Origin of the sequence: Neobacillus canaveralius (genome assembly GCF_047237705.1) — a bacterium.
GTDB lineage: Bacteria > Bacillota > Bacilli > Bacillales > Cytobacillaceae > Neobacillus > Neobacillus niacini_K.
In genome coordinates this window covers 5,708,906-5,730,545 of the sequence record NZ_JBDFLL010000001.1, presented here as the reverse complement: position 1 = coordinate 5,730,545, position 21,640 = coordinate 5,708,906, and the positions used below count along the sequence as shown (strand labels likewise).

Here is a 21,640-nt window from a genome sequence, read left to right as displayed (position 1 = left end):
CGATGGAGAAAAAATTAATTCAATGGGTGTCAACAACAAAGGAAGCTTATTGGAACACGCAAGAGGTAGTTCAAACAGCGACTGGTCCTGCCAATTTGTCTTTGACTAATCAAACTGATCGGATTATTGAAGGTTTTGGCGGATGTTTTAATGAACTAGGTTTTACCGCATTAGAAAATTTGCCAGAAGAAGAAAGAAGCCAAGTCTTTGATGAGCTTTTTTCACCTGATGGTGCGTGTAAATTCAGTATTTGCAGGTTGCCGATTGGGGCAAGCGATTATGCCTTGGAATGGTATAGTCATAATGAGGTAGATAATGATTTTACTATGGAGTACTTTAACATTGAGCGTGACCGGAAATATTTAATACCCTACATAAAAGAAGCGCTGAAGCGAAATCCAGACATGAAACTATTTGCTTCTCCATGGAGTCCTCCCACTTGGATGAAGTTCCCTAAGGCTTATAATTATGGAAAGCTTCGGTGGGAAAAAGAAATACTAGAGGCATATGCGTTATATTTTGTGAAATTTATAGAAGCTTATGAACAAGAAGGTATTAAGATTCACCAAATTCATGTGCAAAATGAAGTAGTTGCCGATCAGAAATTTCCTTCTTGTGTGTGGTCCGGGGAAGAACTTCAAGAATTTATCCGCGATTATTTAGGACCAGCCTTTGAAAGACATAATATCGATACGGAAATTTGGCTTGGAACCATCAATGGAGTTGTGAACGAGCTTTTTCAAAAATCATCCTCAGATTACGATCAGATGGCGAATGTCGTACTCAGTGACCCTGAAGCAAAAAAATACATTAAAGGTGTCGGCTATCAGTGGGCAGGGAAATATACAATCCAACAAACGGTACAAAGCTATCCAGAACTGCGTTACATGCAGACAGAAAATGAATGTGGAGACGGAGAAAACACATGGGATTATGCTCAATACGTCTTTAACTTGTTCCGACATTATTTTGTGAATGGTGCAAATGCCTATGTTTATTGGAACATGGTATTAGAACCGTTTGGACTTAGTACATGGGGATGGAAACAAAATTCTATGATTACAGTCGACCCTGAAACGAGAGAAAGTATTTATAATCCTGAGTATTATGTGATGAAACATTTTTCTCATTTTGTCGATTCCCATGCCGTAAGGATCGAAACCACAGGAGCATGGACTGGGAATACAGTGGCATTTCAAAATCCAGATGGTTCTAGAGTAGTAGTCCTAGCCAATCCGTTTAAAGATCAACGAGACCTCTTTTTATCAAATAATAATACAACCTATCGTATTACATTAGAGCCTGATTCTTTCAATACATTTATCATTAATAATGAGTAAATATGATTCTCTTGAAAATAAACCCTGGAATTTAGTTAGATGTAGCATTGAGTATAAAGGTCCCATACTGAGGGGCCTTTTTTTAATAGGAACCTTTGTGTTCCATAGTGAATTCCATTCGTCTTTTAGTTGATTAACTCTACATATTGTTTAAGACATTCCTCGTGCCGCGTTTTCTCCTTTAACATTAACATTTCATGGGCATTATGTGTCCCATTCCCTTCATTGCACTGAGGATATTCTCCTCATTACTCTTAGTTTTTCTAATAGAATTCTAAAAATAATCACTTTTACTATATATATGGTCTAAGCGTACAATTGTTTTGAGAATAGTCAAGAGTTTAGGAGGGAACGCAGTGGGAAATCGATATATTAAAATTAACGAGAATGATAACGTTGCCATTACAGTGAATGCAATTCCAGCAGGTACCATTATCATGGATGATATTCTAGCAAACCAGGACATTCCCCAAGGGCATAAAATTGCATTATGCAATATTGAAGAAGGTCAACCAATAATCCGATATGGTGTCACTTTAGGATATGCATTACATTCTACTAAAAAGGGTGATTGGATCAATGAACATATGTTGGAACTTCCAATTCCTCCAGCTTTAGATGAAATGCAGTTTGCAACAAATTTAGTAGAAGAGTTACCTGAACCGCCAGCAAGAACGTTTATGGGTTATCCAAACAAGGACGGAGAATATGCTGGAACAAGAAATATATTGGGAATTGTCACAACTGTTCAATGCGTAACAGGTGTATTAAATAACGCGGTAAAAAGAATAAAAAAAGAACTTCTTCCAAAATATCCAAAGGTAGATGATGTTGTAGCGATAAACCATGCCTATGGATGCGGAGTTGCCATCAATGCCCCTGAAGCAATAATCCCAATTCGGATGCTGCAAAACATGGTCAAACATCCGAATTTCGGTGGAGAGACGATGATCATCTCTTTGGGATGCGAAAAACTAACATTAGACATGTTATTGGATTCGGAATATAACACTTCAGACAATGTGGTAACGTTTCAAAACGAAAATGGACATCAAGCTATCATGGCAGAAATTATGAAAATGGCAGAAAATAAATTGAAAAGATTGAATGAAAGAGTTCGGGTTGAACTGCCTCTTTCTGAGTTATGCATTGGATTACAATGCGGTGGAAGTGATGCCTTCTCAGGTGTAACAGCGAATCCTTCAGCCGGATATGCTGCCGATATGTTAGTCAATGCGGGTGCGACCGTTATGTTCTCTGAAGTAACCGAGGTCCGTGATGGTGTCCATATCATTGCAGAGCGTTGTGTAAACGAAGAAGTTGGGAAGAAATTAGCTGACGAGATGAAATGGTATGATCAATACCTGAATAATGGTCAAGTCGACCGTTCGGCAAATCCGACTCCTGGAAATAAAAAGGGCGGTCTATCGAATATTGTTGAAAAGGCAATGGGTTCGATTGCTAAATCTGGTTCATCTCCGATTGTAGAAGTTCTTTCACCAGGAGAAAGACCAACCAAAAAAGGTATGATTTTTGCAGCAACTCCAGCCAGTGACTTTGTATGTGGCTCGTGCCAGTTATCCAGTGGAATGACGCTCCAAGTTTTTATGACAGGACGTGGAACTCCATACGGCTTAGAGGCTGCACCAGTCATTAAAGTATGTTCAAGAGATGATATGAAAAATATGTGGCAAGATTTAATCGATGTCAATGCAGGGCCAATTGCCACAGGTGAAGCAACCATTCAAGAAATTGGAACTCAATTATTCAACGAAATTATTGATGTTGCCAGCGGCAGGAAGCAAACTTTTGCAGAACAATACGAAATTTATAATGATTTTACTCTATTTAATCCAGCACCAATAACCTGATTAAAGGATAAATACATTTTGTGAAGGGAAACAACATTAGCTGTTCCCCTAGAGAGACTCTTAACTTTCGTTGAGATGAGCTTTTTTAAGGAATCTAAAAAGTTTATTTTTATGAAAGTTTTGGATGGTTAAAAAAGGGGTACCCAAGTGAATTATTATTCATTGGGTACCCCTTAATCTTAAGTTAAAACACTTTCGTAGTCCAATCCTCACAATTCCAAATATCGGTCGCAATTTCACGATAGAAATCTGGTTCGTGGGATACCATCAAGATACTTCCGCGATATGCCTTTAAGGCACGCTTCAGTTCTTCTTTTGCGTCAACATCCAAGTGATTGGTAGGTTCGTCTAGAATTAATAAATTGGTTGCTGTGTTAATAATCTTACACAAGCGAACTTTGGCTTTTTCGCCACCAGAAAGGACTTCGACTTTACTTTCAATATGTTTCGTCGTTAGTCCACATTTAGCAAGAGCAGCTCGGACTTCAGCCTGATTCATACTTGGGAACTCGCTCCAAATCTCTTCAATACAAGTGTTGTAGTTGGACTGTTTAACTTCCTGCTCGAAGTAACCAATGTGTTGATACTCACCACGCTCCACTTTACCTGAAATTGGATCAATTAAACCAAGAATACTTTTTAAAAGAGTAGACTTACCAATACCATTTGCACCTACGAATGCAATCTTTTGTCCGCGTTCCATTTTCAAATTCAGAGGGCGGGAAAGTGGTTCATTGTAACCAATAACAAGATCTTCAGCCGTGAAAATATAACGACTAGCTGCTCGAGCTTCTTTGAAGTTAAACTCTGGTTTCGGCTTCTCTTTCCCCAATTCAATAACTTCCATTTTGTCGAGCTTCTTCTGACGAGACATCGCCATATTACGAGTCGCAACACTTGCTTTGTTACGAGCAACGAAGTCCTTCAAATCAGCAATTTCTTGTTGTTGGCGCTTGTAAGCAGACTCTAGCTGTTGCTTCTTCATTTCATGAATATTTAAGAAGTTATCATAGTCACCAACATAGCGATTCAGCTCTTGGTTTTCCATGTGATAGATCAAGTTAACAACATTGTTCAAGAATGGAATATCATGTGAAATCAAGATAAATGCATTCTCATATTCCTGAAGGTAGCGCTTCAACCATTCGATATGCTGTTCATCCAAATAGTTCGTAGGCTCGTCTAGTAATAGGATTTCAGGCTTTTCTAGCAAAAGCTTAGCTAGCAAAACTTTCGTACGCTGCCCACCGCTAAGATCATCTACATCTCGATCGAGTCCAACATCGTCTAATCCTAGACCACGAGCAACTTCCTCAACTTTTGAATTGATTTGATAGAAATCATTACTATCTAACGTTTCTTGTAGCTCTCCAACTTCTGCAAGCAGTGCATCGATATCAGCACCTTCATCACCCATTTTTGCATAAAGTTCATTGATTTCTGCTTCCGCATCAAAAAGATATTGAAAGGCAGTACTCAAAGCGTCACGCATCGTTGTACCTTTTTGAAGTACAGCATGCTGGTCTAAATAACCAACACGAACTTTTCGTGACCACTCAACTTTCCCCTCGTCGGGCTGCAACTTCCCAGTAACAATATTCATGAAAGTAGACTTACCCTCACCATTTGCCCCAACTAGTCCAACGTGCTCTCCTTTTAAGAGACGAAAAGACACATTATTAAAAATCGCACGATCACCAAAACCGTGGCTTAAATTTTTTACGTTTAATACGCTCATTTTTTTAACCCCTTATCTAATGTCACATGTGGATATCATACTAGATTTTTTCTGCTTTTTCTATCTTGAAGTTGCTTTTGCATAAAAATGGAATTCGATTTTTGGGCTAGTTGTTATCTTTTAACGTTTCCTGCAACGTATGAACACTTCCATTTGAATGACTCAGTTAAACTGAAACGTTACAACTCAGGGGCTAAGGTACCATTTTTTCGTTTTTGATGAAGTAGTGATTGACAGGTTAGATGATTTCCCCGTAAAGTTGCTTATGATGCAAATGAATACGGAGGAATACAAAAATGCAATTCATTAATAATCTACTTCTGGATATGGAACTAGACCCTAGATTAGTAGAATATCTTTCGATTATCATCAAGATTCTGCTAATAGGGTTTATCTGTATCGCAGCAAATTTTATTTCAAAGAAAATCGTGATCAGAATCATTACTCGTATCGTAACAAACTCCAAAGTCAAGTGGGGTCCAATCATCTTGGATAGGCAAGTTTTTCGAAAGTTATCCCATATTGTCCCTTCGATCATTATTTACTCGTTTTCATCAACCTTTCCAACCTATCAATCAACCATTGAGAAATTGGCCATTGCCTATACTATTATTGTAGGGTTGGTGTTTATACAAAGCTTACTTAATACATTTAATGATATTTATCAAACCTTTGAGATATCCAAAGTTAAGCCTATTAAAGGATATATTCAGGTGGTTAACATTATTTTCATGACTATAGGGTTTATCTTAGTTATCTCGAACCTAATAGGAAAGAGTCCTCTTATTTTATTAAGTGGTATTGGTGCTCTCTCGGCCGTTTTGATGTTAGTATTTAAAGATTCGTTATTAGGACTAGTGGCAGGAATTCAGTTGACGGCCAATGATATGGTTCGGGTTGGTGACTGGATTGAAATGCCAAAGTATGGAGCAGATGGTGACGTTATTGATATTTCTTTAAATACCGTAAAGGTTCAAAATGGGGACAAAACGATTACAATGATACCCAGCTATGCCCTTATTTCCGATTCTTTTAAAAACTGGAGAGGGATGCAAGGATCCGGTGGAAGACGAATCAAACGCGCATTGTATGTAGATACCAGCAGTATCATGTTTTGCACAGAGGAAATGATTGAGAAATTTGTAAATGTTAATTACCTATCTGACTACATTATTCATAAGGAAAGGGAAATTGCTGAGTACAATGCCAAAAATGGTATAGATAGGAACAATCGCGTGAATGGAAGAGCCCTTACCAATATTGGTGTATTTAGGGCGTATATCAGCAATTACCTCAAAAATAATCCTGGAATCAATCAGAATATGGCCATAATAGTGAGACAGCTGGCACATAATGAACACGGATTGCCTCTGGAAATTTATGCATTTACCAATGATGTACAGTGGGCCGTTTATGAAACGGTACAATCTGATATCTTTGACCATCTATTTGCTGTTGCACCAGAGTTTGGACTAAGAGTATTCCAGAAGCCATCTGGGGCTGATTTAAGAAACATGGTAGAAGAATCGAGCAACAAAGCTATGGTTGGTGAAAAAAGCTATTGAAATAATTAATCACCCTGACCATGGGGACGGTTCTTATGGCTTTTTTGGTTATGACACTAACCTGAACCATGAGAACCGTCTCTGCGGCATCCTCCCTGCAGCATTCAGCTGCACACAAAAAAAGCTCAGAGTATGCCTCTAAGCTTTTTTGTGCTATTTGAATTGTGATATTGAAGTATTTATAATCGAATGTTTCTTAAGCAGCAGTGTTTTCATTCATTTTCATCAGTGTACCATAATAAATAACATGGCTAAATTCCTCATCTTGCTTTGGAATACTGGAGACGATAACCTCGTAATTAAATTTACCATAATCTGAGAGTAATTTAATCAAAGCTTTCATTTAAATTCCCCCTTTGAGATTTATATGGTTATCATAATGTAAATGTTATGAATGCTCAAATTCGATATTTTGCTTTGTAAGCGTCTATCAACACATGTTTTGGCCGTTTTATTCTTTATATGTCACTATTTCGCCATATTTTGTAGAAGAGAATCATTCTGTTTCATTTTTTTATCAAACACTTTTTGTGATTTTGTATATATAAATCAATAAATCAATAATCTGTTTATAAAAAACTTGTCCATGCAGTAGTACAGATAAGTGACCAAAGCAAAAGGTGTTTTGCATCCTTACAATTTTACTTGTATCTATGAAGGCTTCCGCTGGTTAAATAGAAGATTTCACAGTCAGCTTTTGAAGTTAATGAGGAAGGAACCCTTTTTCCAGACTAAACGATATCCAAATGAGTCTTCTTACGTGGTTTCGGAAAGACTTGATCTAGCTTGTCTAAATCTACTTGTGTTAATTGAATGGAAGCTGCAGTAGCATTTTCAATAACGTGTTCTTGTTGGACAGCTTTCGGAATAGCAATCACATCATTCGTACGTAAAGCCCATGCTAGAGCAATTTGAAGAGGCTTTACATGATGAGCCTTTGCTATTTCATTAATAGTAGAATTCGTCATTATTTGTTTTCTTAATGTGCCACCTTGAGCAAGTGGACAATAAGCCATGATTGGCATGTTCTGTTCGCGTTGCCAAGGGAGTAAATCAAATTCAATTCCTCTAGATCCTAGATGATATAATACTTGATTCGTTACGCAATTTTTCCCTTGTGGTGCACTTACTAGCTCTTCCATATCAGCTGTATCAAGGTTTGAAACACCCCAACGTAAGATCTTCCCTTCTTTTTTCAATTGCTCCATGCCGTTAATCGTTTCCTCTAATGGAATTCCACCTCTCCAGTGTAAAAGGTACAAGTCGAGACGATCGGTTCCTAAATGTTGCAAACTTTGTTCACAAGCATGTGCTATGGATGATAAACCAGAATTATGAGGGTAAACCTTTGACACTAGGAAAACATTATCTCTAAGTCCCTTAATTGCTTCCCCTACTAAAAGCTCGGCGCCACCTTCTCCATACATTTCAGCTGTGTCAATTAATGTCATTCCTAATTCGATACCTAGCTGCAATGCTTGAATTTCTTGCTCTTTTACTCGTGGATTTTCACCCATGAACCATGTACCTTGTCCTAGTTGAGGTACTACTGTTCCATCCCCTAAAGTTACCTTTTTGCTTTCCACGTGACTTCTAATAGCTGCTATGGTCTTGTCATCAAGTGTTTTCAATTCAACCTCTCCTTTTACTAAAACATATTGTACTAGACCATGGGGACGGTTCCGATGGCTTTAGTTGTGACACTAACCTTTAATTGAACCATCAGAACCGTCCCTGCGTCATCTGCGTCATCCTGTGTCATCTGTCAGAACCGACCCAGAGTCATCTCTTACTAAATTTTGGCTTCTTTTCCTATCTTTAATTTATTTTTATGTCAGTTCTTGGGATAAATTAAGGTTCTTCCATGTGGAACTACTGTCCATTATAAACCTTTTTAGCGTTATGGTTATTGGTAAGATATTTTCAAAAAAGGTAACACGGTTTGCTTAGGGAGTATTGAATTCACTCTGTCTCTATATTCTATAAACAATAAAGTGATTTATATCATTTCGTTTATCTTAATCTACTACTAACATAAGATTAAATACCAAAAGGGAGTAGACAGAAATGAAGTTAGGGGAAATCAGAGTAAGTCCTATGTTATCTGGTGTAATGTGGAAAACAGTCTCGGAAGCATGTAATCTGGCATGTGATTATTGCTACTATAGTAGATGCAATGGAAGACCTGACAACATTAAGAAAATTGAGGATGTTGTCCTTGAAAAATTTATACGTGAATATATGGCAATAAAAAAAGGAGCTGTCCCTTTTGCCTGGCAAGGTGGGGAACCATTATTAGCGGGCCTTGACTTCTTTAAGAAAGTTATACGATTACAAGCAAAGTACGCTCCCAAAAACACAATCATTAGTAATGCGATTCAAACGAATGGAACATTAATCAATCAAGAATGGGCGCAATTTTTTAAAAAGTATAACTTTTTGGTAGGGGTTAGTTTGGATGGACCTGAAGAACTTAATGATGCTAGAAGAGTGACTGGGTCAGGAAAGGGCAGTTTTAAGTCTATTATGAAGGGGATCCAATATTTAAGAGAGGCAAATGTAGAATTTAATATATTAACTGTCCTACATGAAAATAATATTACTAAAGCTAAGGAATTAATGGACTTTTATAAAAAAGAAGGCTTTAGCTTTATTCAATTTATCCCGTGCATGGATTTTCAATCTCAAGAACCCGGTCAACCGGGTAAATACTTAATAACTCCACAGCAATATGGAGATTTTCTCTGTGAAGCGTTTGATATCTGGTATAATGATGGGCAACCTGAATTATCCGTTCGATTCTTTGACAATATGCTTGCGGCATACCTACATCAGTCCGCAGAAGCTTGTATTCATCAAAAGACCTGTCCTAAAATGCTGGTTTTTGAACAAAATGGTGACGCCTATCCTTGTGATTTTTTTATTGATGGGCAGTATAAACTTGGAAATATAAAGGAAGATTCTTTAGAGAGTATCATCAATAATGAAAGAATGGATCATTTCTTATTACAAAAACCCTCTCTTCCTGAACAATGTAAGTCTTGTGAATTTCTCCATTTATGTCATGGAGGGTGCCCAAGAAACCGTATAACTGAAAATAATCTGACAGGTGTAGAGTTTTTTTGTAAGAGTTACAAACAAGTGTATCAATATGCGCATGAAAAAATGTTGATCCTTTCCAAGAATATAAAGAAACAAAGAATTAACGAGACGAAAGCAGCAGGCTATCCATTACCAGCGCGAAACGAAGATTGTATATGCGGCAGCGGCAAGAAATACAAAAAATGCTGTGAACCACTTTTAAGTTGAATATGAATAGAGAAAGAGGCAGCTGAGCTGCCTCTTTCTCTGTTTTGGATAGATGAAAATAATAATTTTGAACAAATTTGGTAATCTATTTCTGTTTCAGAGCCGATTAGATAATTTACATAAGTAAGGGCAGGCGAGTTATAACGTTCTATTATAGCCTATGCATTTATTGCAATTTATCTTATATAGTAAACGTGATAACGTATCAATGTCGATAAAATAAACATAAGTAGTCTAGTCTTTTTTACCGAAAAATGAGGGAAATAATGAGGTTATTTAATCAAATTTATTCCCGCGAAGACATTGAATTTTATGGGGTATAAACAACGGTAATACCCACTAATATGGTGGGAATAAATGCGAACTTGAATAGTAAACAGATAGTAAGTTTCAAATCTTATCATGGACTGCAAATGGTAAATATGTTTTTTATTCTTATAAGATTTCCTTTATAATTGATTGTTAATAAAAGGTGACATTCAATCAAATGCTATTGGAAGAGTATTTTTAAGTATGGGGAGGGTTACAAATGAAACTTGAGGATCTAATAAAAGAAAAATATACTTCGTTTACTGAGGGAGAAATTGCGATAGCAAGATATTTATTGAATCATACAGAAGAGATTCCAAAGCTAAATATAAATCAACTAGCTAAAAATAGTTTGACATCGAAATCATCTGTATTAAGATTTGCTCAGAAATTGGGGTTTTCTGGGTTTACAGAGCTTAAAAATTTCCTGAAATGGGGAAACTTTTTTTCTGAGAATCCAATAACATACAGTGAACTAGGTGATCTTTTAGGAGAGAGTATTCATAAAACAATAGATAATTTTAAGAGTATGAATCTCAATAACATTCATCAAGCCATTGATGAATGTGAACATATTTATTTAATTGGAACAGGACTCTCACAGCAAGGTATGGCAGCGCAAATGCAAAGAATATTCCTAGGGTTAGGTAAAGAAATGCAAGTTCTTCCTATAGGGATGCAGGCTACTCTTTATCAATTAATGATTGAAAGAATGGGTGAAAAAGACCTGCTAATTGTTTTTTCTGGGTCCGGTAATAACCCAATCTTAAAGGAAGAACTAACAACTCCCATTCTTAAAAATGTAAAAATATTAGCAATCACTTCTAATGGGGATAATTGGTTAGCTAATCATTCCACTTTTAGTATTACTGCTCAAGTGAACTTAGATAATACTATATCTAATTTAATTTCAATCGCCAGCCCATTCAATGTCATTATTGAAATGCTAGCTTATAGTTATATAAAATATAAAAATTTATAGTAGTGCTAATATATGTGTCATTGACTTTCAGTTAGCCTACCTTTTGACGTAAAAAACTGGATATGCATCGAATCCAGTTTTTTCTCTTTTTTAATTAATAGTATTTTCCCAAATGATGAAACCGTTTCCCAAAAGGTTTCCGAAACCTATTATTCACTTTGGTATTAAAATATAATCCGATGTAAGGCGCTTTCAGTCTTAACTAATATAGATTTGAGTTAGAGGAAAGAGGAGAGTCTATTATTAAATCAATAAAAGGGGAGAAGGGTTCATTATGAAATATGAACAATTAGCAAAAGACATCATTAAAAATGTCGGCGGCAAAGAAAATGTAATTAGTTTAGCCCATTGTATTACTCGTTTGCGTTTTAAACTCAAAGACGAGAGTAAAGCAAATACAGACGTCTTAAAAAATATGGACGGCATCATCACGGTCGTACAAAGTGGCGGACAGTATCAAGTGGTTATCGGCAATCATGTTCCGGATGTCTTTAAAGTAGTCCAAGATGTTGGCGGGTTTCAAACTCAAACAACTGTAGAAGAGGATGGAAAAAAACAAGGTTTATTTAATAGATTTATTGATATGATTTCGGGTGTATTCGCACCTACATTGGGCTTACTAACCGCAACAGGGATGATTAAAGGATTTAATGCCTTGTTTGTTGCATTGGGCATGTATACCAATACAACTGGAGTCTATCAAATTTTAAACGCTGTAGGCGATGCTTTGTTCTACTTCTTCCCTATATTTTTAGGTCTCACAGCTATGAAAAAGTTTAATGGAAGCCAATTTATTGGGATGGCAATAGGAGCAGCGTTAGTTTACCCGGCATTATCCGGTTTAAGAGCTGGAGAGCCACTTTATACTTTATTTGAAGGTACGATGTTCCAATCACCGGTTTATATTACCTTCCTTGGGATACCGGTTATTTTAATGTCTTATTCATCTTCTGTTATTCCGATTATCATTGCCTCATTTGTTGGAGCAAAATTGGAAAAATTCTTTACAAAAGTAATTCCAGATGTTGTTAAGACCTTTTTAGTTCCGTTTTTTACATTGTTAGTCATTGTTCCGCTGACATTTATTGTGATTGGACCAATTGCAACATGGTTAGGTATGCTTTTGGGTAACGTATCAGTCTGGTTTTTTGATTTAAGTCCTGTATTAGCTGGATTTGTAATCGGTGGATTCTGGCAATTATTCGTAATGTTTGGGCTTCATTGGGGACTTGTTCCAATCGGAATCAACAATTTAAGTGTATTAGGCAGTGATTCGTTATTAGCTTTTACTTCTGCTACATCAATGGCAACAACTGGTGTTGTACTTGCAGTATTAGTTAAGACAAAGCAGCAAAAATATAAATCACTAAGTTTACCAGCTGCTATTTCATCTCTCTTTGGTGTATCAGAACCAGCGCTTTACGGTATTACACTTCCATTAAAAAAGCCTTTTATTATTACCCTGATTACCTCATCAGTTGGTGGAGCGATCATGGGGTTAATGAATACAAAAATATATATGATGGGCGCTGGGGGAATCTTTGGCATCCCATCAAAAATTAGCCCAACTGAGGGCATCACTATGGGATTCTGGGGCGGTATTATCGCAATGTCCGTCAACTTGGTATTAGGCTTTATGCTAACCTACTTCTTTGGTCTTGGTAAGGAAAAGAACGAGGCGGAGTCTGCTAACGACAAGGGGTTGAATATGAACCCTAATAAGAGTGAAGATATTTCCAGCCCACTTAAGGGAGAAGTAAGATTATTGTCAGAAATAAAAGACCCTGCCTTTGCCTCTGGTGCACTTGGGCAAGGAGTCGCTATTGAGCCGGCTGAAGGAAGATTAGTTTCTCCTGTTTCTGGAACCGTCTCAGCCATATTCCCAACAAAGCATGCTGTCGGTATAACAACAGATGATGGTGCAGAAATATTGATTCATATTGGAATGGATACTGTACAACTAGAAGGGAAGTTTTTCTCTGCACATATACAACAGGGGGATAGGGTGGAGAAAGGCCAATTGCTTATAGATTTTGATATTGAAGAGATTAAGAAAGCAGGTTACTCGTTAACAACACCTGTCGTTATAACAAATACTGATAGGTATGAACAATTTATAGCAACTGCGAAAAAACAAATTAATCATGGCGATAGCTTAATCACACTAGTCTAATTTATTTTTGAAGGAAGGTATGTAATATTACTTTCCTTCAAGTTATTTACAGTAAGTAACTGTGATAAAGTGAAAGGAATGAGTAAGAAGTGAAAGTAATACAGGTTATGTTTGACACCTTAAGAAGAGATTATTTAACACCCTATGGCGGAACAGAGGTAGGTACACCTAATTTCAAAAGGCTGGCAGAAAAATCTGTTCGATTTGATAACTTCTTTGCTGGAAGTTTACCATGTATGCCTGCTCGCCGCGAACTTCACACAGGGCGATACAACTTTCTTCATCGGTCATGGGGGCCAGTGGAGCCATTTGATGACTCGATGCCAGAAATTTTAGCAAATAATGGCGTATATACTCATTTGGTAACGGACCATAAACATTATTGGAGAGATGGAGGTTCTACTTATCACCCACGATATTCTTCTTATGAATTAATCAGGGGTCAAGAGGGTGATCGCTGGAAGCCGAAGGTAATAAAGAATGTAGAAATCCAAGGACTAGAAAACCTGCACCCTAACTATAGGGAAAGGAAAATAGGCAGCATCTCTCAGGATTTGGTTAACCGTGAATATATGAAAAGAGAAGAAGATCATCCACTCAGTAGGACGGTAGAGGCAGGACTTCACTTTTTAAGAGAAAATAAAGATGCTGACAATTGGTTCTTACAAATAGAATGCTTTGATCCCCATGAGCCGTTTTTTGTACCAAAGAAGTATTTGGATATGTGCGGTATTTCCGATGAATATAATGGCTGGATCACGTATACACATGATGATTTTTCGAATGAAAAAAGACATATGGTACAAGGGTATTACAAAGCACTAGTCAAGATGTGCGATGAATATTTGGGGAAAGTGCTGGATTATATGGATGAATGGAATTTATGGGAAGATACCATGCTCATTGTTAACACAGACCACGGCTTTTTATTAGGTGAACATGAGTGGTGGGGGAAAAATATTATGCCTTTCTATAATGAAGTCGCTCAATTGCCATTTTTTATCTGGGATCCCCGTTTAAGGGTAAACAATGTTCATTGTGAACATTTGTCCCAGACAATTGATGTCCCTGCTACCATTTTAGAATTTTTTAATTTGCCAATTCCTGAGGATATGGATGGAAAGCCACTTTCAGCAATTATAGAGGAGGAACATCCAAATCATGAAGACATATTGTTTGGTGCCTATGGAAGCAGTATAAATATCTCTGATGGGAAATTCGTTTATATGCGGTTTCCAAGTCCAAACTATGAGGGGAAATTATACGAATATACCTTATCACCTATGCGAATGGAAAGACGTTTTTCGCCAAAAGAGCTTGCTACTATTACGTTAGAAGATACGTTTACCTTTACAAAAGGAATCAGAGTGTTAAAGGTTGAATCTGATACTAGTATGATGAAAAGCTATCAAAGATATCAAAATAGACTTTATAACTACCAAGAAGATCCAAAACAAGAAAATCCAATCCATGATTTTAAGAAAGAATTCGAGATGATTCAGAGAATGAAAAGCTTGATGAAGGAAAATGATGCCCCACAAGAGCTTTATGCTTATTATGGGCTTGATAAGATTCATACCGAAAACGATCTGATAAAGGAATATGAAATCCTAGATAAAGAAAAATCAATATTAATAAATGGGCTTAGATTTAACAATAGTGGTACCAAAGAGGGATACTTATTATTACAGGGTATAATTAATGGACAGCAGAAGGAAGATTTAACAAATTATTTTATAGCGCTGGGACAGAACCATATTATTGATGCTGAGGAACTTCAACTTTGGGTAGAGGGAAATGTGAACAAGGAAGTACAACCCTTTACTACCTATCAATTAAATATGGCTTTAAGAATTGATTAAGTTAAGAGGGGTCCTCTATGAGTAGGGAGATTACTAAGTCATGTTGTTCAATCAATAGGAGTGAAGGGAAAAAAATTGCAGAAAAAGAGGAAAGGGACGCTAAGAGGGATTCTATCAACGATCAACCGACCAAAACAAATGGACAAATGATCCTGATTCCAGGTGGTACCTTTTATATGGGGGATTCATTCCAAGAAGGTTTTCCTCAAGACGGAGAAACGCCCGTAAAGGTAGTTGAGTTATCTCCTTTTTATATGGATGCTTTTGTTGTAACGAATAAGGAGTTTTCTAATTTTGTAGAGGATACTGGTTATATTACTGAGTCAGAGAAATATGGTTGGTCTTTTGTGTTTTATCAATTAGTTGATAAGGATAAGGCTAAGTTAGTTGAACCATCAAATCAATGGTGGTTACCAGTTAAAGAGGCTTATTGGTCGCAGCCTGAAGGGAATGGTTCTACCATTGAAAATCGCATGAACCATCCTGTTGTCCAGGTGACATGGAATGATGCAATGGCTTACTGTCAATGGGCCGGAAAAAGGCTACCTACTGAAGCAGAATGGGAGTTTGCTGCAAGAGGGGGATTAGCTAAAAAGCGCTATCCTTGGGGGAATGAATTAACACCTGATGGAGAACATCGCTGCAATATTTGGCAAGGGTTATTCCCTACTTATAACGATATGAGCGACGGTTATTTAGGGACAGCACCTGTAAATACGTATAAACCAAATGGTTATGGACTTTATAATATGTCCGGAAATGTCTGGGAATGGTGCGCTGATTATTTTGATCCTAGATATAATCATGGTCAAGAAAAAGATCCCAAGGGGCCAAAGAGGGGTAGAAATCGCTCCATGAGAGGCGGGTCATTTCTTTGTCATGATTCTTATTGCAATCGATATCGCGTTGCTGCACGTAATTCCAATCCACCTGATACTTCTTCAAGTAATTTAGGGTTTCGATGTGTCGTTGACATTTGATCTGTATGTTTATGATAATTTTGATTCGTTGGAGGCAAATTCTTTTTGCCTCCTTTTAGTTACCTAGAAATAAAAAGGTAGTATTTTTTATGAACATAGAAATTACTCGACTGATTGGGATGAATTATTTTTAAAAGCCCGGGGTAATGTATATGATCGTACATCCAAGGACGCTGGCATGATTTTAGGAGGGGGATGGGTGTTGAACCTTCCAATTGCATAGTAAAACCTAGAAGTGCAGCACAAACTTCAAATTCTTTGACAATGCTAAAACTGGGAGAGAGTAAAATATTTTATATAGAAATCGAAATAAAAGTGGTCTTTACAAGTTTAGTATAGGTGTCTAGGTTATATTATATGCAAATGATGAAAAAAAGCTGTGAAATTAAATTTTAAGTTTAAAAGAGGCAGATTTCACCTGCCTCTTTTAATTGTTTTGGATTGAAGTTAATAATAACTCCGGATAAAATTAATAAAATCCTTCAAACCTGTTTTCTTAAACCGATTTGATTTTTGGACCATCCATAAATCTCTTGAAATATTGAAGTTTTGGACTTTTAACTCATGGAGAATACCGTATTTTAACTCCTTAGCAACTGTTAACTTTGGAAGAATACTAACACCTAAGTCCGCTTCCACAGCACTTTTAATGGATTGGTAACTTCCTAGCTCCATTGCACTATTGATTTTTTCTAATACTCCATATTCTTGTAAGGAATTCTCTACAATTTGCCGTGTTCCGGAATCAGATTCTCTCCAAATCATCTTTTCTTCAGGCAATTCTTCAATATTAATCTTGCCCTTATTCTTCCAACGGTGCTGGGATGATGTAACTAAAATCAACTCATCATCCGTAAATTTTTCTGTAATAAACTCCTCATTCTCTACGGCACCTTCAACAAAGGCGATATCAATATCATAGTTTTCTAACTTTGATAAGATATTCGGAGTATTACCGATGGATAGGCTAAACTTTAATTCAGGGTAGTTTTTGCTGAAGTTGCCAAGCAAACCTGGCAGTAAATATTCCCCTATGGTTGAGCTTGCTCCCACATTAAGCACGGTTTCTTGGTTTGCGGTTACCTCTTGAATCGCCTCAAAAGATCTTTTTGAGTATTGAACGATTTCTTTTGCATAAGGATAGAGGACTTCTCCAGCCACCGAAAGGGTCAACTTACCAGCAGTTCTTTCAAATAATTTCGCTCCATATTGTTCCTCTAATTGACGAATCTGCCTCGTTACAGCAGGCTGTGAAACGAAGTTTAAACGGGCTGCCTTACTAATACTTCCTTCGTCGACTACTAGACAAAACATTTTTATACTGTCTAAATTCATTCTATCCCACCTTAGTTATAATAAGGCTACATCTATAAGTTATACATCTGCTACACAACGGAAACCAAGGTGCCCTGATGAACTATCAGGTGTATTGGAGGTGCGTGCAGCTACGCGGTACCGGTTACAGTATGACTGATGGCACATATACGAACCTCCACGCATCACTTTTGTTTCCCCGGTTGCAGGTCCCTCGGGATTGGTTCGCCCTCCTCTATTATGGATGCTTCGAGTAAACCAATCAGAACACCACTCCCACACGTTGCCGGAAACATTGTAAAGACCATAACCGTTAGGAGGAAAAGATTTAGCGGGAGCTGTTCCTGCGTAACCGTCCTCTTTGGTATTTTGCTTTGGGAAATTTCCTTGCCAAATATTGCAGTAATGTTCACCATTCGGAGTAAGTTCATCCCCCCATGGATACATTTTTTGCTCAAGACCTCCACGAGCCGCAAATTCCCACTCCGCCTCTGTTGGCAATCGCTTACCAGCCCATTTGCAAAAGGCATCTGCGTCATTCCAAGATATATGGACGACAGGGTGGTCCATCCGATTTTCAATAGTTGAGTTAGGTCCCTCCGGCTGGTACCAATAAGCACCTTTGACACCATACCACCAAGGCGTATTTACTACTTGTTGTACTTGAACAGAGGGGTTTGGAGAAAGGAAACCATAAAATACGAATGACCAGCCAAACTGTTCCGCTTCTGTTTTATATCCTGTCGCTTTAACAAATTCGTTAAATTCAGCATTTGTAACAGCATAACTGTCTATTAAAAATGGTTTAACTTTTACTTTTCGTACCGGCCCTTCGCCATCTGTGGGGAATCCTTCTTTTGAATCCGTCCCCATTAAAAATTCCCCACCAGGGATAAACACCATTTTTTCCTTAAATACTGTTTGTTCACTTTCTTGAATCGTCTGAGTAGTTAATTCGCTTTCCTTGGAGGCAGCTAGTCTTTTTACGGCACAGCATGACATTTTCACTTCGTTTGCCATCATTTCACTTCCTTTTTACTAATTCATTTAAGATTGTTTTTACAGAATGACGTTCAATGATGTTTGAATTAACAATAACTTCTTTAGTGAAATTTTGGTTACCCTGCAAATAGTCAAAAAGAAGCTTTGTAGCTTCGACAGCCATTTGATAAGCAGGTACATATACGCTTGTAACAGCTGGAAAGAATTGTTCCCCAGCCTGGAAATTATGTTCGACTGTTATGAGTGAAACATCATCAGGGACTTTTAATTGTAAGTTGTTTAAATAGTTAATGGTCTGTTGGACTTTGGCTATATCTTGAACCAATAATCCTGTAGGTTTTTCGTTTTGAGTAAAGATCGTCCGTAATGTCTCTAAATAGGAATCAAGGTTTCCTGAGTAACTGAAAAGTTCAACCTTAAGATTGTCATCATTTTGGTCCATTTTAAATTCACGAATAATGGACTCCATTAAATTTTTTTCTGAAGAGATTACAGCCACATGTTGATGATTCCGTTGATAAAAGTACTCCAATATATCTTTATTGTATTGTTTATATTGGGCATATACATTCAGGCCAGCATTGTTAAAGCGTTTTTCACCAATGTATACCACTGGCATTTTAAGATTAAGCAGCTCAAAAAAAGACGAACAGTCAACGGGATTAGCACCTAATATAAGTCCATCTATTCTTTTCTGTTTCAAAAAAGAATAGTATTGAGGTTTACATTCATCCGCCATGATCTGTTCTCTTCCGTTCATTTCGTTAATTAATAGTAGGTGATAACCATGTTGAATTAAAACCTCATTCACGCCATTGATAAATTCCAAAATATACGTATTGGATATAGACCATTTTGAATCAAGTAGAGAAGGAAAATATAATCCAATTAATTTTGTTTCATTATTGGCGAGATTTTGTGCCATTATGTTAGGTGTGAAATTTAGCTTTTCTACTGCATCGTATACTTTTTTTTCTGTTTTACTGCTAACATATCCGCTCTTATTTAAGACCCTCGAAACGGTAGAGATAGAAACACCAGCTAAATTAGCTACATCATAAATCGATACTTTCATTTTAATCACCATTTATTTTTTTTATAGAAGTAGAAGTGCCTTAAAATGTGGAAGCGCTTCTATGTTTATTGATTTAAATGTAACAAAAAGTATGATTTTGGTCAATTGCCTATAACAGTTTGTTATACCCTATAAAATAAAAAGTTGTTGAAAAAGATTAATTTCTCTGATAAATTTATTGCTAACAAGGAAATGTAGAAGCGCTTCCATAATTTAATCTTCCAGTGGAAGCGTTCATTTTGATGATTTATAAAAGCGCTTTTATATATGGAGGTGTTATAAGGCTAAATAATCTAATTTTAATAAAACTAGAACTGGAGGCAAAATAACATGCGCGCTATCATGGTTATGTTCGATTCACTTAATAAGCACATGCTCCCTAACTATGGATGCGATTGGACTCATGCACCGAATTTTAAAAGGTTAGAAGAAAAAACAGTTGTGTTTGATCAGTGTTACGCTGGAAGTTTACCCTGTATGCCAGCAAGGCGTGAATTACACACAGGTCGTTATAACTTCCTACATCGGAGTTGGGGGCCAATTGAACCGTTTGATAACTCCATGCCGGAGCTTTTGAAAAAAAATGGTGTATATACTCATTTAGTCACCGACCACCAGCATTATTGGGAAGATGGCGGAGCGACTTACCACCCAAGATATAGTTCTTTTGAAATGATCAGAGGACAGGAAGGAGACCCTTGGAAGGGTCACGTCAGAAACCCAGAATTTCCTGAAACCGAAACATCTGAATCACTTGCGAGTTCTAATATGTATAGACAAGACGTTATTAATCGCAGCTATTTTCAATCTGAAGAGAACCACCCACAGGCAGTTACATTCTCTTTAGGGATGGACTTTATCGAAAAGAATAAGAGTGAGGATAATTGGTTTTTACAGCTTGAGACATTTGATCCTCATGAACCGTTTTTTGCTTATCAGCAATACAAGGATTTGTATCCTCATGAATACAATGGAAAGCATTTTGATTGGCCGCCGTATTATTTTGTACAAGAGCGTGAGGAAGTAGTAGAACATGGTAAGTATGAATACGCTGCGCTTTTAAGTATGTGTGATCATTATTTAGGGCGAGTCCTCGATTTGATGGATCAACATGATATGTGGAAAGATACAATGTTGATAGTGAATACCGATCATGGCTACTTATTGGGTGAACACGGATGGTGGTCAAAGAGTGTCATGCCAGTTTACCAAGAAATAGCTCACATTCCGTTATTTGTTTGGGATCCTAGACTTGGGATTAAAGGAGAAAGAAGACAATCCATTGTTCAAACCGTGGACTTAGCTCCAACTTTACTTGACTTTTTCGGAGTATCATTACCGGAAAATATGGATGGGCAGCCATTGAGACAAACCATTCAAACTGATCGGCCAATACGTGAAACCGCTTTATTTGGCTACCATGGGGGCCATGTCAATATTACGGATGGAAATTATGTTTATATGCGAGCTCCGGTTTCATCAGAGAATAAACCATTATTTGAATATACACTGATGCCAACGCATATGAGAGAATTGTTTACAACTGGTGAATTACAAAATATCGAAATTCAAGAACCATTTCCATTCACAAAAGGGTGCCAAGTAATGAAAATCCAGGCTGGAAAGGGATTTATAAACCCATTCCAATTCGGATCGAAATTGTTTGATTTAACAACTGACCCAAAACAAAAAGAGGAAATTGAGAATCTTGAGATAGAATTGAAATTTATAAAAAAGATAGCTGAGAAGATGAGAGAAAATGACGCACCAACAGAGCAATATGAAAGATTAGGGATTCCAGAAGACGGAATAATGACAGTTGAGGAGTTAATGGTTCAAAAAATAGCCATTCATAAGGCTGAACAATTAAGCGTTTTGGAAGACTATCAATGTGATAGGGCTGCACAAAATCAAATAAAAGCCTTACTAAATATTACACCAGTGAACTTACGCCAACAAAAATTAACTGAATTTAAAGAATTTATAGCCGGTTCGCACTCCAATGAGATCACCATAGACGTAGTTATGCAATATGTCGATTCGGCTTTGCCAAAAGGTGAAAAAGAAAAAGCAAAGTACTTCGTAGAGTTAGCCGGACGTACAAGCTAAGGTTTTATATG

General features: G+C 37.1%; 15 protein-coding genes. 9 read left to right on the top strand and 6 right to left on the bottom strand.

Annotation, left to right across the window (positions count from 1 at the left end; all coding sequences use genetic code 11):
• Positions 1 to 2: 2 nt before the first annotated feature.
• Both ABC255_RS27880 and garD read left to right on the top strand, forming a co-directional pair.
• Positions 3 to 1,340: a glycoside hydrolase family 30 protein gene (locus ABC255_RS27880; RefSeq protein ID WP_412998360.1), complete on the top strand. Its 1,338-nt coding sequence runs from the start codon at positions 3 to 5 to the stop codon at positions 1,338 to 1,340.
• A gap of 356 nt (positions 1,341 to 1,696) precedes the next feature.
• Positions 1,697 to 3,211, top strand: coding sequence for a galactarate dehydratase (gene garD, locus ABC255_RS27875; protein WP_412998359.1), 1,515 nt, complete (start codon positions 1,697 to 1,699; stop codon positions 3,209 to 3,211).
• Positions 3,212 to 3,395: 184 nt separating this feature from the next.
• Here the strand turns inward: garD and ABC255_RS27870 are convergent, their stop codons facing one another.
• A complete protein-coding gene (locus ABC255_RS27870) occupies positions 3,396 to 4,949 on the bottom strand; it encodes an ABC-F family ATP-binding cassette domain-containing protein (RefSeq protein WP_412998358.1) in 1,554 nt (517 codons plus the stop codon).
• Between the two features lie 296 nt (positions 4,950 to 5,245).
• On the opposite strand from ABC255_RS27870, the gene ABC255_RS27865 reads away from it, so the two are divergent.
• Positions 5,246 to 6,514 (top strand): mechanosensitive ion channel family protein, encoded by a 1,269-nt coding sequence (locus ABC255_RS27865; protein WP_412998357.1) that lies wholly within the window; start codon positions 5,246 to 5,248, stop codon positions 6,512 to 6,514.
• Positions 6,515 to 6,710: 196 nt separating this feature from the next.
• On the opposite strand, the gene ABC255_RS27860 is transcribed toward ABC255_RS27865, so the two are convergent.
• Positions 6,711 to 6,857, bottom strand: coding sequence for a hypothetical protein (locus ABC255_RS27860; RefSeq protein ID WP_412998356.1), 147 nt, complete (start codon positions 6,855 to 6,857; stop codon positions 6,711 to 6,713).
• Between the two features lie 388 nt (positions 6,858 to 7,245).
• Positions 7,246 to 8,145 (bottom strand): aldo/keto reductase, encoded by a 900-nt coding sequence (locus tag ABC255_RS27855; RefSeq protein ID WP_412998355.1) that lies wholly within the window; start codon positions 8,143 to 8,145, stop codon positions 7,246 to 7,248.
• Between the two features lie 436 nt (positions 8,146 to 8,581).
• On the opposite strand from ABC255_RS27855, the gene ABC255_RS27850 reads away from it, so the two are divergent.
• From ABC255_RS27850 to ABC255_RS27830, 5 genes are all read left to right on the top strand, one after another.
• On the top strand, positions 8,582 to 9,823 hold the full coding sequence (locus ABC255_RS27850; protein ID WP_412998354.1) for an anaerobic sulfatase maturase: 1,242 nt from the start codon (positions 8,582 to 8,584) through the stop codon (positions 9,821 to 9,823).
• A gap of 529 nt (positions 9,824 to 10,352) precedes the next feature.
• Positions 10,353 to 11,114, top strand: a complete 762-nt coding sequence (locus ABC255_RS27845) for a MurR/RpiR family transcriptional regulator (RefSeq protein ID WP_412998353.1) — start codon at positions 10,353 to 10,355, stop codon at positions 11,112 to 11,114.
• A gap of 274 nt (positions 11,115 to 11,388) precedes the next feature.
• The gene (locus ABC255_RS27840; RefSeq protein WP_412998352.1) at positions 11,389 to 13,287 is read left to right on the top strand and encodes a beta-glucoside-specific PTS transporter subunit IIABC; all 1,899 of its coding nucleotides are present in this window, start codon (positions 11,389 to 11,391) and stop codon (positions 13,285 to 13,287) included.
• 89 nt (positions 13,288 to 13,376) lie between these two features.
• Positions 13,377 to 15,149: a sulfatase gene (locus ABC255_RS27835; RefSeq protein WP_412998351.1), complete on the top strand. Its 1,773-nt coding sequence runs from the start codon at positions 13,377 to 13,379 to the stop codon at positions 15,147 to 15,149.
• A gap of 17 nt (positions 15,150 to 15,166) precedes the next feature.
• Complete coding sequence (locus tag ABC255_RS27830; RefSeq protein ID WP_412998350.1) at positions 15,167 to 16,129, top strand: formylglycine-generating enzyme family protein; 963 nt, start codon at positions 15,167 to 15,169, stop codon at positions 16,127 to 16,129.
• Between the two features lie 447 nt (positions 16,130 to 16,576).
• Here ABC255_RS27830 and ABC255_RS27825 read toward each other — a convergent pair whose 3' ends face one another.
• From ABC255_RS27825 to ABC255_RS27815, 3 genes are read right to left on the bottom strand one after another with little or no spacing between them, the layout of a single operon-like run.
• Entirely contained in the window at positions 16,577 to 17,464 is an 888-nt protein-coding gene (locus tag ABC255_RS27825; protein WP_412998349.1) for a LysR family transcriptional regulator, read from the bottom strand.
• Positions 17,465 to 17,503: 39 nt separating this feature from the next.
• On the bottom strand, positions 17,504 to 18,463 hold the full coding sequence (locus ABC255_RS27820; RefSeq protein WP_412998348.1) for a formylglycine-generating enzyme family protein: 960 nt from the start codon (positions 18,461 to 18,463) through the stop codon (positions 17,504 to 17,506).
• A 4-nt stretch (positions 18,464 to 18,467) separates the two neighbouring features.
• Positions 18,468 to 19,520, bottom strand: a complete 1,053-nt coding sequence (locus ABC255_RS27815) for a LacI family DNA-binding transcriptional regulator (protein WP_412998347.1) — start codon at positions 19,518 to 19,520, stop codon at positions 18,468 to 18,470.
• A gap of 330 nt (positions 19,521 to 19,850) precedes the next feature.
• Between ABC255_RS27815 and ABC255_RS27810 the strand changes: the two genes are divergently transcribed.
• Positions 19,851 to 21,629, top strand: coding sequence for a sulfatase (locus tag ABC255_RS27810; RefSeq protein WP_412998346.1), 1,779 nt, complete (start codon positions 19,851 to 19,853; stop codon positions 21,627 to 21,629).
• Positions 21,630 to 21,640 lie beyond the last annotated feature (11 nt).